This window comes from Acidovorax sacchari, assembly GCF_042847045.1.
GTDB classification, from domain to species: Bacteria; Pseudomonadota; Gammaproteobacteria; order Burkholderiales; family Burkholderiaceae_C; genus Paracidovorax; species Paracidovorax sacchari.
This window is the reverse complement of the sequence record NZ_AP035783.1, coordinates 1,458,436-1,470,754: the sequence shown is the minus strand read 5'-3', so window position 1 is coordinate 1,470,754 and position 12,319 is coordinate 1,458,436. Positions and strand designations below refer to the sequence as shown.

11 protein-coding genes are annotated in these 12,319 nt (G+C 67.7%); 1 reads left to right on the top strand and 10 read right to left on the bottom strand.

Annotated features, from left to right (window positions below; translation table 11 throughout):
• Window positions 1–70: 70 nt before the first annotated feature.
• The 6 genes from ACGHC0_RS06630 to ACGHC0_RS06605 all read right to left on the bottom strand — a co-directional run bounded on the left by ACGHC0_RS06630 (window position 71) and on the right by ACGHC0_RS06605 (window position 6,045).
• On the bottom strand, window positions 71–1,051 hold the full coding sequence (locus ACGHC0_RS06630; protein WP_368354519.1) for a branched-chain amino acid ABC transporter permease: 981 nt from the start codon (window positions 1,049–1,051) through the stop codon (window positions 71–73).
• Between the two features lie 19 nt (window positions 1,052–1,070).
• Window positions 1,071–1,955, bottom strand: coding sequence for a branched-chain amino acid ABC transporter permease (locus ACGHC0_RS06625; RefSeq protein WP_368354518.1), 885 nt, complete (start codon window positions 1,953–1,955; stop codon window positions 1,071–1,073).
• 48 nt (window positions 1,956–2,003) lie between these two features.
• Complete coding sequence (locus ACGHC0_RS06620) at window positions 2,004–3,209, bottom strand: ABC transporter substrate-binding protein (RefSeq protein WP_415267733.1); 1,206 nt, start codon at window positions 3,207–3,209, stop codon at window positions 2,004–2,006.
• Window positions 3,210–3,272: 63 nt separating this feature from the next.
• Entirely contained in the window at window positions 3,273–4,493 is a 1,221-nt protein-coding gene (locus tag ACGHC0_RS06615; RefSeq protein ID WP_415267732.1) for an ABC transporter substrate-binding protein, read from the bottom strand.
• Between the two features lie 68 nt (window positions 4,494–4,561).
• Window positions 4,562–5,272 carry an ABC transporter ATP-binding protein gene (locus ACGHC0_RS06610; RefSeq protein WP_368354515.1) on the bottom strand — a complete coding sequence of 237 codons (711 nt, stop codon included), beginning with the start codon at window positions 5,270–5,272 and terminating at the stop codon, window positions 4,562–4,564.
• Complete coding sequence (locus ACGHC0_RS06605) at window positions 5,272–6,045, bottom strand: ABC transporter ATP-binding protein (protein ID WP_013593748.1); 774 nt, start codon at window positions 6,043–6,045, stop codon at window positions 5,272–5,274. Before ACGHC0_RS06605 ends, ACGHC0_RS06610 begins: the two co-directional genes overlap by 1 nt.
• Before the next feature lie 360 nt (window positions 6,046–6,405).
• Here ACGHC0_RS06605 and ACGHC0_RS06600 point away from each other — a divergent pair, with 360 nt between their 5' ends.
• Window positions 6,406–8,241 (top strand): ABC transporter transmembrane domain-containing protein, encoded by a 1,836-nt coding sequence (locus ACGHC0_RS06600; protein WP_415267731.1) that lies wholly within the window; start codon window positions 6,406–6,408, stop codon window positions 8,239–8,241.
• Window positions 8,242–8,365: 124 nt separating this feature from the next.
• On the opposite strand, the gene ACGHC0_RS06595 is transcribed toward ACGHC0_RS06600, so the two are convergent.
• The 4 genes from ACGHC0_RS06595 to ACGHC0_RS06580 all read right to left on the bottom strand — a co-directional run bounded on the left by ACGHC0_RS06595 (window position 8,366) and on the right by ACGHC0_RS06580 (window position 12,316).
• Window positions 8,366–8,869 (bottom strand): DUF1178 family protein, encoded by a 504-nt coding sequence (locus ACGHC0_RS06595; RefSeq protein WP_415267730.1) that lies wholly within the window; start codon window positions 8,867–8,869, stop codon window positions 8,366–8,368.
• Between the two features lie 52 nt (window positions 8,870–8,921).
• Window positions 8,922–9,227 carry a DUF2818 family protein gene (locus tag ACGHC0_RS06590; RefSeq protein WP_415267729.1) on the bottom strand — a complete coding sequence of 102 codons (306 nt, stop codon included), beginning with the start codon at window positions 9,225–9,227 and terminating at the stop codon, window positions 8,922–8,924.
• A 95-nt stretch (window positions 9,228–9,322) separates the two neighbouring features.
• On the bottom strand, window positions 9,323–10,816 hold the full coding sequence (nuoN, locus tag ACGHC0_RS06585) for an NADH-quinone oxidoreductase subunit NuoN (protein WP_415267728.1): 1,494 nt from the start codon (window positions 10,814–10,816) through the stop codon (window positions 9,323–9,325).
• 24 nt (window positions 10,817–10,840) lie between these two features.
• A complete protein-coding gene (locus tag ACGHC0_RS06580; protein WP_368354511.1) occupies window positions 10,841–12,316 on the bottom strand; it encodes an NADH-quinone oxidoreductase subunit M in 1,476 nt (491 codons plus the stop codon).
• Window positions 12,317–12,319: the final 3 nt, after the last annotated feature.

The window sequence follows — 12,319 nt, the reverse complement described above, 5'->3', positions numbered from 1 at the left end:
CAGACGCCGTGGAACCGGCTTTGCCGGGCCACCGGCGGCGTCCCCCTTGGGAGAAGGCGCCGAAGGCGACTCAGGGGGTTTTCCTAATTCTTGCGATGATCTCGCCCATGATCCCGCGGCGGAATGCCAGCACGCAGACCACGAAGATCAGGCCGGTGACGATGGTCACCGATTCGCCCAGCGTGCGGAACCAGTCCACGCCCGTGAGGGACGCGAGCAGGTTGCCGAATTCGCCGATCTTGTTCTCCAGCAGCACCACCACGGCGGAGCCGACCAGCGGGCCGGACAGCGTGCCCAGGCCGCCCACGAGCGTCATCAGGATCACCTGGCCCGAGGCCGTCCAGTGCACGTCCGACAGCGTGGCGAAACCCAGCACCAGCGTCTTGAGCGAGCCGGCCAGCCCCGCGATGGCGGCGGAGATCACGAAGGCCAGCAGCTTGAAGCGCTGCGTGTCGTAGCCCAGCGAGATGGCGCGCGGCTCGTTCTCCTTGATGCCCTTGAGCACCTGGCCGAAGGGCGAATGGATGGTGCGCACGATCAGCAGGAAGGCGGCCACCACCACGGCCAGTGCCACGTAGTACATCGTCACGTCGCTGGACAGGTCGAGCACGCCGAACAGCTTGCCGCGCGGCACGCCCTGCAGGCCGTCCTCGCCGCCCGTGAACGGTGCCTGCAGGCAGGCGAAGAACAGCATCTGCGCGAGCGCCAGCGTGATCATCGAGAAATAGATGCCCTGGCGGCGAATGGCCAGCCAGCCGAACAGCAGGCCCAGCAGCGCCCCGCCGGCCGTGCCCAGCAGCAGCCCGATCTCGGGCGTGAGGCCCCAGACCTTGATCGCGTGGCCGGTGACGTAGGCCGCGCCGCCCAGGAAGGCCGCATGGCCGAAGGACAGCAGTCCCGTGTAGCCCAGCAGCAGGTTGAAGGCGGAAGCGAACAGTGCGAAGCACAGCAGCTTCATCACGAAGACGGGATAGGCGCCGAGGAACGGCGCGGCGATCAGGCCCAGCAGCAGCAGGCCGTAGCCGAAGGTGGCGAGATTCTTGTGGTGCATGTGCGCGGCCCCGTCCTGGTCACTTTTCCTTGCCGAACAGGCCGGCGGGGCGGATGAGCAGCACCACCACCATGATGACGAACACCACGGTGGACGATGCCTCGGGATAGAACACCTTGGTGAAGCCTTCGACGACGCCCAGGCCCAGCCCCGTGAGGATGGAACCCATGATCGAGCCCATGCCGCCGATCACCACCACCGCGAACACCACGATGATGAGGTTCTGGCCCATGAGCGGCGTGACCTGGTACACCGGCGCGGCCAGCACGCCCGCGAAGGCGGCCAGCGCCGCACCGAAGGCGTAGGTGAGCGTGATCATCACCGGCACGTTGATGCCGAAGGCCTCCACCAGGCGCGGGTTCTCGGTGCCGGCGCGCAGGTAGGCGCCGAGCTTGGTCTTCTCGATGACATACCACGTGCCGACACAGACCACGATGGACGCCACCACCACCCACGCGCGGTAGTTGGGCAGGATCATGAAGCCCAGATTGGTGGCGCCTTCCAGCAGCTCGGGCGTGTCGTACCCCAGGCCCGATACACCGTAGATGGAGCGGAACACGCCTTCGATCAACAGCGTGAGCCCCAGCGTGAGCAGCAGGCCGTAGAGGTGGTCGAGCTTGTAGATCCAGCGCAGCAGCAGCCGCTCGATCGCCACGCCGAAGAGGCCGACGACGAGCGGCGCCGCGATCAGCATCACCCAGTAGTTGATGCCGAAATACGAACCCGCCATCCAGGTGAGCAGCGCCCCCAGCATGAACAGCGCGCCATGCGCGAAGTTGATGACGTTCAGCAGGCCGAAGATCACCGCCAGCCCCAGGCTGAGGATGGCGTAGAACGAGCCGTTGACCAGCCCCAGCAGGAGCTGGCTCAGCAGGGCCGGCAGGGAGACACCGAAGATTTCCATGGGAGGCGGCTAGGGGGATGCTTATAGATGGCGCTCAGGCAATGCGGATCACTTCCAGAGCGCGCACTTGCTTTCGGCCTTGGTGGCGAAGACCTGGTCGCCCGGCAGCTTCTTCACGAGCTTGTAGTAGTCCCAGGTGCCCTTGGATTCCGCGGGCGTCTTCACCTGCATGAGGTACATGTCGTGCACGTAGCGGCCATCCGGGCGCAGCGTGCCGCTGTTGAAGAAGTCGTCCATCTTCATGCCGCGCCAGGCCTCCATCACCTGGTCGGCCTCGATGCTCTTGGCGGCTTCCACGGCCTTGAGGTAGTTCATGGTGGCCGAGTAGTCGGCCGCCTGGATCTCGGTCGGACGGCGCTTGGTCTTTTCCATGAAGCGGTCGGCGAACTTGCGGGTCTCGTCGTTCAGGTCCCAGTACCAGCTGGTGGTGAACTGCAGGCCCTCCGTGGTCTTCAGGCCCAGGCTGTGGATGTCGCTGAAGAAGATCAGCAGGCCGGCGAGCTTCATGTTCTTGCCGATGCCGAACTCCTTGGCGGCCTTGATCGAGTTGATGGTGTCGCCGCCCGCGTTCGCCAGGCCCAGGATCTGCGCCTTGGAGTTCTGCGCCTGCAGCAGGAAGGACGAGAAGTCCGACGCATTGAGCGGGTGCCGTACGGAGCCGACCACGGTGCCGCCCTTTTCCTTCACCACGCGGGAGGTGTCGGCCTCCAGCGCATGGCCGAACGCGTAATCGGCCGTGAGGAAGAACCAGCTCTTGCCGCCCGCGTCCACGATGGCCGCGCCCGTGCCCTTGGCCAGGGCCACGGTGTCGTAGGCGTAATGGACGGTGTAGGGGCTGCACTGCTCGTTGGTCAGCGCCGAGGTGGCCGCGCCGTTGTTGATGAAGACGCGCTTCTTCTCCTGCGCCACCTTGGCCATGGCCAGCGCCGTGCCCGAGTTGGTGCCGCCGAAGACCATGGTCAGGCCCTGCGTGTCGATCCATTCGCGTGCCTTGCTGGCCGCGATGTCCGCCTTGTTCTGGTGGTCCGCCGTGAGCAGTTCGATCGGACGGCCGAGCACCTTGCCGCCGAAATCGTCGATCGCCATCTGGATCGCCACGGCGCCGTTCTTCCCCTCCACGTCGGCATACAGGCTCGACATGTCGGTGATGAAGCCGATCTTCACCGGCGCGTCCTGCTGCGCGTGCGCGGCCGAGGCCGCCAAGAGCCCTGCGGCGCCGAGCGCCAGTGCCAGTTGCGTGATTCCGTATGCCATGGTCCTTGTCTCCTTCTGTTGTCGTTCGTCCATCGCGGGAAAGCGGCTGTCAGGCGCGGCGCGTCACTTCCAGAGCGCGCACTTGCTCTCGGCCTTGGTGGTCCACACCTGGTCGGCGGGGAGCTTGGCGACCACCTTGTAGTAGTCCCACGGCTCCTTGGATTCGGCGGGCGACTTCACCTGCATCAGGTACATGTCGTGCGCGAAGCGGCCGTCCGGGCGGATGCTGCCCTTGGCGTAGAAATCGTCGATGGGCGTGGACTTGAGCTTTTCCATCACCTTGTCGGCATCGGTGCTGTTGGCCGCCTGCACGGCCTTCAGGTAGTTCATCGTGGCCGAGTAGTCGGCCGCCTGGATGTCGGTGGGCATGCGCTTGGTCTTGGCGAAGAACTTGCGGCCGAAGGCGCGCGTCTTGTCGTCGAGGTTCCAGTCCCAGCTGGTGGTGAGCAACAGGCCTTCCGTGTTCTTCAGGCCCAGGCTGTGGATGTCGGTGAGGAACACCAGCAGGCCCGCCATCTTCATGCTCTTGTTGATGCCGAATTCACGCGCTGCCTTGATCGCGTTGATGGTGTCGCCGCCCGCATTCGCCAGGCCCAGGATCTGCGCCTTGGAGTTCTGCGCCTGCAGCAGGAACGAGGAGAAGTCCGACGCATTGAGCGGATGCTTCACGCTGCCCAGCACGCGGCCGCCCTTTTCCTTCACCACCTTGGCCGTGTCGGCCTCCAGCGCGGCGCCGAAGGCATAGTCGGCCGTCAGGAAGAACCAGTCCTTGCCGCCCTGCTGCACCACGGCGCCGCCCGTGCCCTTGGCCAGCGCCACGGTGTCGTAGGCGTACTGCACGGTGTAGGGGCTGCACTGCTCGTTGGTCAGCGCCGATGTGCCCGCCCCGTTCACGATGAAGACGCGCTTCTTCTCCTGCGCCACCTTGGCCATGGCCAGCGCCGTGCCCGAGTTGGTGCCGCCGAAGAGCATCGTCAGGCCCTGCGTGTCGATCCACTCGCGCGCCTTGCTGGCCGCGATGTCGGCCTTGTTCTGGTGGTCGGCGGAGATCAGCTCGATCGGCATGCCCAGCACCTTGCCGCCGAAGTCGTCGATCGCCATCTGGATCGCCACCGCGCCGTTCTTGCCCTCCACGTCCGCATACAGGCTCGACATGTCGGTAATGAAGCCGATCTTCACCTTGCCGTCCTGCGCCTGCACGGCCGGGGCGGCGCACAGGCCCGCGAGGCCGAGCGCCACGGCGAGGGTTCTGAAGGTCGCGGTGGTGCGTGGGTGTTTCTTCATGTCGTCGTCTCCTGAGGCTGGGTGGTCGTTCGGGTCGGGTTCGGCGCGGAGCAGGCAGGGCCGGCGGCTCACACGCCCAGCAATTCGTTCAGCACGGGCATGCGCTGCTCCAGCTCGTCGGCGCCGAACTGCAGGGCGATGCTGCCGTGCTCCATCACGTAGAAGCGGTCGGCGAGCGGCGCGGCGAAGCGGAAGTTCTGCTCCACCATCACCACCGTGTAGCCCTTCTGGCGCAGCGTGGTGATCATGCGTGCCAGGGCCTGCACGATCACGGGCGCGAGCCCTTCCGAGATCTCGTCGAGCAGCAGCAACTGGGCACCCGTGCGCAGGATGCGCGCCACGGCCAGCATCTGCTGCTCCCCGCCCGACAGGCGCGTGCCCTGGCTGTGGCGGCGCTCCGCGAGGTTGGGGAACATCGCATAGATCTCGTCCAGCGGCATGCCGGCGCGGCCGGTCTTGAGCACGGGCGGCAGCAGCAGGTTCTCCTCGCAGGACAGGCTGGAGAAGATGCCGCGCTCCTCGGGGCAGTAGCCCACGCCCAGGTGCGCGATGCGGTGCGTGGGCATCTGGATGGTTTCCTGTCCGTTGATCTTCACCGATCCCTTGCGCGCGCCCGTCAGGCCCATCACCGCACGCAGCGTGGAGGTGCGGCCCGCGCCGTTGCGGCCCAGCAGCGTGACCACCTCGCCGGGCTGCACGACCATGTCCACGCCGTGCAACACGTGCGATTCGCCGTACCAGGCCTCCAGGCCGCGGATTTCGAGAGCGGGGGCGGCCATCAGTGGGCTCCCTGAAGCTGGCCGTCGGTCGTGCCCATGTAGGCCTCCATGACCTGCGGGTTGCGCGAGACCTCCTCGTACGGCCCCTCGGCCAGAACGGCCCCGCGCTGCAGCACCGTGATGCGGTCCGCGATGGTGGAGATGACTTTCATGTTGTGCTCGACCATGAGGATCGTGCGGCCGGCCGACACCTTCTTGATGAGCTGCGTGACGCGGTCCACATCCTCGTGGCCCATGCCCTGCGTGGGCTCGTCGAGCAGCATCAGTTCGGGCTCCATCGCGAGCGTCGTGGCGATCTCCAGCGCGCGCTTGCGGCCGTAGGGCAGGTTGACGGTGACCTCGTCGGCCAGGTCGGCGAGGCCCACTTCCGCGAGCAGTTCGCGCGCCCGGCTGTCGAGGTGCGCCAGGCTGCGCTCGCTTTTCCAGAAATGGAACGACGTGCCCAGCCGGCGCTGCAGGCCGAGCCGCACGTTCTCGGTGAGCGTCAGGTGCGGGAACACGGCCGAGATCTGGAAGGAGCGGATCACCCCGCGCCGGGCGATCTGCGCGGGCGCCTCGCGGGTGATGTCCGCGCCGTTGAAGGTGATGGTGCCGGACGTGGGCTCCAGGAACTTGGTCAGCAGGTTGAAGCAGGTGGTCTTGCCAGCGCCATTGGGGCCGATCAACGCATGGATGGAACCGCGGCGCACCGACAGGTTCACATCGCTGACCGCGGTGAAGCCCTTGAATTCCTTGGTGAGATGGCGGGTTTCGAGAATGACGTCGTCGCTCATGGGGCAGGTTGCCGCTTCCTGTGGAGTGGTCCCTCGGCACGCCGCCCGGGAAGGGTCGGCAGCTGCCGCGGTCAAGGGGCTTGCGGCGCATCGTATGCCGCCCCCCTGAACGCCAGGAACTGGGACAAATGCCTATGTATAAACGCCTAAGCAAACACCCCCCGCACCTGCCCGACCCCGCCGGGAGACAGGCCTGCCGGGGTGCCGCCAACGTGCGGCAACTGCGCGCCCGAAGGCCCCGCTTCCGCCTGCAGAGCGTTTCCAGCCCTCCACCCGATGCTCCTTAAACAATAGCATTCACAGGATGGACAATACCCGTCCGGCACCGGTTTCCGGCGACCCGCCTACACTGGCCGCACGATGTCTTCCGCCCCTGCCGACGCACGCCCCGAGGCCCCCCCTCCGGGAAATCCCCCCCGCGTTCCGCCCCGTGCGCTGGCCGGACTGCTGCCCTTTCTGCGGCCCTATGCCGGGCGCATCGCCCTCGCGCTCGTGTTCCTGGTGCTCGCGGCCGGCGCGACGCTCGCCTTCCCCATGGCGCTGCGGGCGCTGATCGACGGCGGCCTCGTGCCCGGCGACCGCGGCGCCCAGGCGCTGGCGCTGCGCGAGCACTTCGGCCTGCTGTTCCTCGTGGCGGTGGCGCTCGGGGTGTTCTCGGCCGCGCGCTTCTACCTCGTCAGCTGGCTCGGCGAACGCGTCACGGCCGATCTGCGCAACGCCGTCTATGCACGCGTGCTGCAGCAGAGCCCGGCATTCTTCGAGACCACGCAGACGGGCGAGGTGCTCTCGCGCCTCACTACCGACACCACGCTGGTGCAGACCGTCGTGGGATCGTCCCTCTCCATGGGCCTGCGCAACGCGGTGATGGGCATCGGGGCGCTCGGCATGCTGGTCTGGAGCCATCCGCGGCTGATGGCCGTGGTCCTGCTGGGCATCGTCGCCGTCGTGGCGCCCACGGCCTGGATCGGGCGCCGCGTGCGCCGGCTGTCGCGCGACAGCCAGGATCGCGTGGCCGATGCGAGCGCGCTGGCCGGCGAGGTGCTGAATGCGGTCCCGGTGGTGCAGAGCCACACGGCCGAGGCGCGCGAGAGCGACCGCTTCCGCGCGGCCACCGCCAACGCCTTCGAAGCGGCCGTGCGCCGCAGCCGGGCGCGCGCGGCGCTGGTGGCGTTCGTCATCGTCACCAACGCCGCCCTGCTGCTCTGGGGCCTGTACCGCGGCACGCAGGCGGTGCTCTCGGGCGACATGTCGGCCGGGCAGCTCGGCGAGACCGTAATCTACGTCATGCTGCTCGCCGGCGCCGTGGCGGTGCTCGGCGAAGTCTACGGCGACCTGCTGCGCGCGGCCGGCGCCACCGAGCGGCTGATGGAACTGCTGGCCGCGCCCGCGGCGATCGCCTCGCCGCCGGACGCAGTGCCGTTCGTGCCCGCCGGCCAGGGCCTGCGGGTGGATTTCGATCAGGTGCGTTTCCACTATCCCTCGCGCCCGGCGCAGGCGGCGCTGGACGGGTTCGACCTGCGCATCGCGCCCGGCGAAACCGTGGCGCTGGTGGGTGCGAGCGGCGCCGGCAAGACGACGGTGTTCCAGCTGCTGCAGCGGTTCTACGACGTGGACGGCGGCGCATCCGGCGGACGCATCCTGCTGGACGGGCGCGACCTGCGCACGCTGGCGCTCGGGGATTTCCGCTCACGCATCGCCGTGGTGCCGCAGGACGCCGTCGTCTTCTCCGCCTCCGCGCGCGAGAACATCCGCTACGGCCGCCCCGACGCGACCGACGCCGAAGTGGAAGCCGCCGCGCGCGCCGCCTTCGCCCACGACTTCCTCGCTGCCCTGCCCGAGGGCTACGGCACTTTCCTGGGCGAGCGCGGCGTGCGCCTGTCGGGCGGACAGCGCCAGCGCATCGCGATCGCCCGCGCGCTGCTCAAGGACGCACCGCTGCTGCTGCTCGACGAGGCCACCAGCGCGCTCGACGCCGAAAGCGAACGCATGGTGCAGGCTGCCCTCGATGCCGCGCTGCACCCCCAGGGCCGGCGCCGCACCACCCTGGTGATCGCCCACCGGCTGGCCACCGTCCAGAATGCGGACCGCATCGCCGTCCTGGAGCACGGCCGCGTGATCGAACAGGGCCGGCATGCGGAACTGCTGCGGCAAGGCGGAGCCTATGCGCGCCTGGCCGCGCTGCAGTTCGCGGCCTGACGAGGCAAGGGGTCGGAAGCCCGGATGACCTGCCATCCGGCCACCTGCCAGAGGCACCGCCACCAGCGGCATAGGCAGACACCGGAGGCAGCGGCAGAGGGGCAGTCCCCAGCGGCGCGGCAGGCTACTGCAGCGTTTCCTTCGCGGCCGCCGGCAGGGGCAGCGGCAGCACGGCGATGCCTTCTTCCAGCAGCTGCACCGTGTCCTTCACGCTCGCCTGGCCGCGGATCGGTCGCTCCTCGGCCTCGCCGTGGTGGATGCGGCGCGCTTCCTCGGCGAAGCGCGGGCCGACGTCTTCGGTATTCGCCATCACCTGGCGCGCCATGCGCAGCCAGGCAGCCTGCAGTTCGTGGGGCGCGATCGCCCGAGACGGCGATGCCGGCGACGCAGGAGAAGGCGCGGCACCCGCAGCGCCGGTGCCCGCGATGCCAGTTTGCCGCTTCGGCGGCTCGGCCGCGGCGGAGCGCAGATTCAGCCGTGGCGCGCTCAGCACCTTGCGGACCCCGCGGCTGCCGCACATCGGGCACTCCAGCAGCCCGCGCGCGAGCTGGTCCTGGAAATCGTCTTCGGAAGCGAACCAGCCTTCGAAGGCATGGTCGTGCTCGCAGTGCAGATCCAGCACTTTCATTCTGGAGACTCCGCGGCATCCATGGCGCTGAGGGTGTGGAGCGTGGCCGGGCTCACCCGCGCCGGCGCAGCAGGTAGCGGTAGACGAAACCCGGGAACGCCAGCGTCGCGAACAGCGCGGCCGTGATCGCATAGAACTCCCAGCCCTGGGGAGCGATCTGGCCGGCACGGCGCTCCAGCAGCAGCGCGAGCGCCCCCACCAGGAAGTAGCACAGCACCAGTTCGCCCAGGCGTGCCGCCAGCGGCTTGGCCGCGGCCGCGCGGGGCCCCACCACCAGCCAGCGCTGGTTGCAGAACGGCAGGTTGGCAGCGACGAAGGCCACCACGATCACCAGCCAGATGGATGCGGAGGACGACAAGGGAGCGAATCCGTGGGGATCACCGCCCTTCCCTCCTGCGCGCCGTGCATCGAAGCGACGGCGGGCCGGGAAAAGCGGTGGACCGTTCGTTCAGGTCAGGTGGCCAGAGCGCGCACCACGGCGTCGGCGCAGAGGGCCATCAGGCCGCCCGGCACCAGGCCGAGGATCAGCACGAGCGCACCGTTCAGCGTGAGCACCATGCGCACGTCGAGCGGGGCCGAGACGCTGGTGGCCGTCAGCGGTGCGTCGAAGTACATCACCTTCACGACGCGCAGGTAGTAGAACGCGCCGATCAGCGACATCACCACGGCGAACACGGCCAGCGCGATGTAGGGAGCCTGGCCGGAAGCCACCAGCGCCTGCAGCACCGCCAGCTTGGCATAGAAGCCCACCATCGGCGGGATGCCCGCCAGCGAGAACAGGCAGATGGCCATCACGCCGGCATAGAGCGGGCTGCGCTGGTTCAGGCCGGCCAGGTCGGAGATCTCTTCGCTTTCGAAACCTTCGCGCGCCAGCAACAGGATGATGCCGAAGCTCGCCAGCGTGGTCAGCACGTAGGTCAGGATGTAGAACATCGCCGAGCTGTAGGCATTCTCGACCGCGTTCGCATCCACGTTGCCGTTGATCACGCCCGACAGCAGGCCCAGCAGCACGAAGCCCATCTGGGCGATGGTCGAGTACGCCAGCATGCGCTTCAGGTTGGTCTGCGCGATGGCCGCCAGGTTGCCCACGAGCAGCGAGCCGACCGCCAGCACGGCCAGCATCTGCTGCCAGTCGATGGCCAGCGGCAGCAGGCCGTCCACCAGCAGGCGGATCATGATCGCGAAGGCGGCCAGCTTGGGCGCGCTGCCGATGATGACCGTCACTGCCGTCGGGGCACCCTGGTATACGTCCGGAATCCACATGTGGAACGGCACGGCGCCGATCTTGAAAGCGAGGCCGGCCACGACGAACACGAGGCCGAACACCAGCACCTGGTGGCGGATCTGGCCCGAATTCACGGCCTTGAAGACCTGGCCGATGTCGAGCGAGCCGGTGGCACCGTACAGCATCGAGAGGCCGTAGAGCAGGAAGCCGCTCGCCATCGCGCCGAGCACGAAGTACTTCATGGCGGCTTCGGTGGCGGTCGTGTGGTCGCGGCGCAGCGCCACCAGCGCGTAGCTGGAGAGCGTGAGCAGTTCCAGGCCCAGGTAGATCACCAGGAAGTTGTTGCCCGACACCATGACGAACACGCCCAGCAGCATGAACATCGACAGGGTGAACAGCTCGCCGCCGCGCAGCATGCCGCGGTCCGCGGCGTAGGGCCGGCCATAGACCAGCGTCACCATCACCGCGATGGTCGCGAAGCACTTGAGCCAGTTGCCCATGGCGTCGCTCACCACCATGTTGCCGAAGCCGTAGAACGTGTTGCCGCTGCTCGCGTACATGCCCTGCAGCACGGCCACCACGGCCAGGGTGAGCATGGTGAGCACGTAGGTGCCGGTGCGACGGGGGCTCGTCACGCCCAGGTCCACCAGGGCGATCACGCAGGCCATCACCAGGAGCACGATCTCCGGGTACACCGCCAGCCAGCTGATGTTGTCAATCATCTCGGTCTCTCGTTGTCAGTCGGTTCAATGGAGCTTGGTCTGCGCCACGTGCTTGAGCAGCTCGGCCACCGACACGTCCATCACGTCGGTGAAGGGGCGCGGATACAGGCCCATGTACAGCACGGCCACGGCGAGCACGCCAAGCACCAGGAATTCGCGGGCGCTGATGTCCAGCAGGCCGCGCACGTTGTCGTTGCCCACCGGGCCGAGATAGACGCGCTTGAACATCCACAGCGTGTAGGCGGCGCCGAAGATCAGCGCGGTGGCGGCCAGGAGACCGATCCAGAAGTTCGCCTTCACGGCGCCCAGGATCACCATCCACTCGCCCACGAAGCCGGCGGTGCCCGGAAGGCCGCAGTTGGCCATCGCGAACAGCAGCGCGAAGGCCGCGAACTTGGGCATGGTGTTCACCACGCCGCCGTAGGCCGCGATCTCCCGCGAGTGCACGCGGTCGTACAGCACGCCGATCGAGAGGAACATCGCGCCCGACACGAAGCCGTGGGCGATCATCTGCACCAGGCCGCCCGAGACGCCCAGGTCGTTGAAGATGAAGAAGCCCAGCGTCACGAAGCCCATGTGCGCCACGGACGAATACGCCACCAGCTTCTTCATGTCCTTCTGCACCATGGCCACGAGGCCCACGTAGATCACCGCGATCAGCGACAGCGCGATCATCAGCCACGCCCAGTGGCGTGCGGCATCAGGAGCGATGGGCATCGAGAAGCGCAGGAAGCCGTAGGCGCCCAGCTTCAGCATGATCGCCGCCAGCACGGCGGAGCCGCCCGTGGGCGCCTCCACGTGCACGTCCGGCAGCCAGGTGTGCACCGGCCACATCGGCACCTTCACGGCAAAGGCCGCGAAGAAGGCGAAGAACAGCAGCGTCTGCGCGCGGGCCGACAGCGGCAGCTGGTGCCAGGTGGCGATGTCGAAGCTGCCGCCGGACTGGTTGTACAGGTACACCAGCGCGATCAGCATCAGCAGCGAGCCGAGCAGCGTGTAGAGGAAGAACTTGAACGCCGCGTAGATCTTGTTCGGGCCGCCCCAGATGCCGATGATGAGGTACATCGGGATCAGCGTGGCCTCGAAGAACACGTAGAACAGCAGGCCGTCGAGGGCGCTGAACACGCCGATCATGAGGCCCGAGAGGATCAGGAACGCGCCCATGTACTGGTTCACGCGCTCGGTGATCGACTCCCACGACGCGATCACCACGATCACCGTGATGAAGGCCGTCAGCGGCACGAACCAGAACGAGATGCCGTCCAGGCCCAGGTGGTAGTGCACGTTGAAGCGCTCGATCCAGAGCAGCTTCTCGACGAACTGCGCGGCGGCCGTGCCGTTGTCGAAACCGCTGAGCAGCGGCAGCGTCACGGCGAGGCCGATCAGCGAGCCGATCAGCGCGATCCAGCGGACGGCGCGCGCCTGATCGTCGCGCCCGAAGGCCAGCAGCAGGGCACCGAAGGCGATCGGCGTCCAGATGGCAAGACTCAACAAACCCATTTT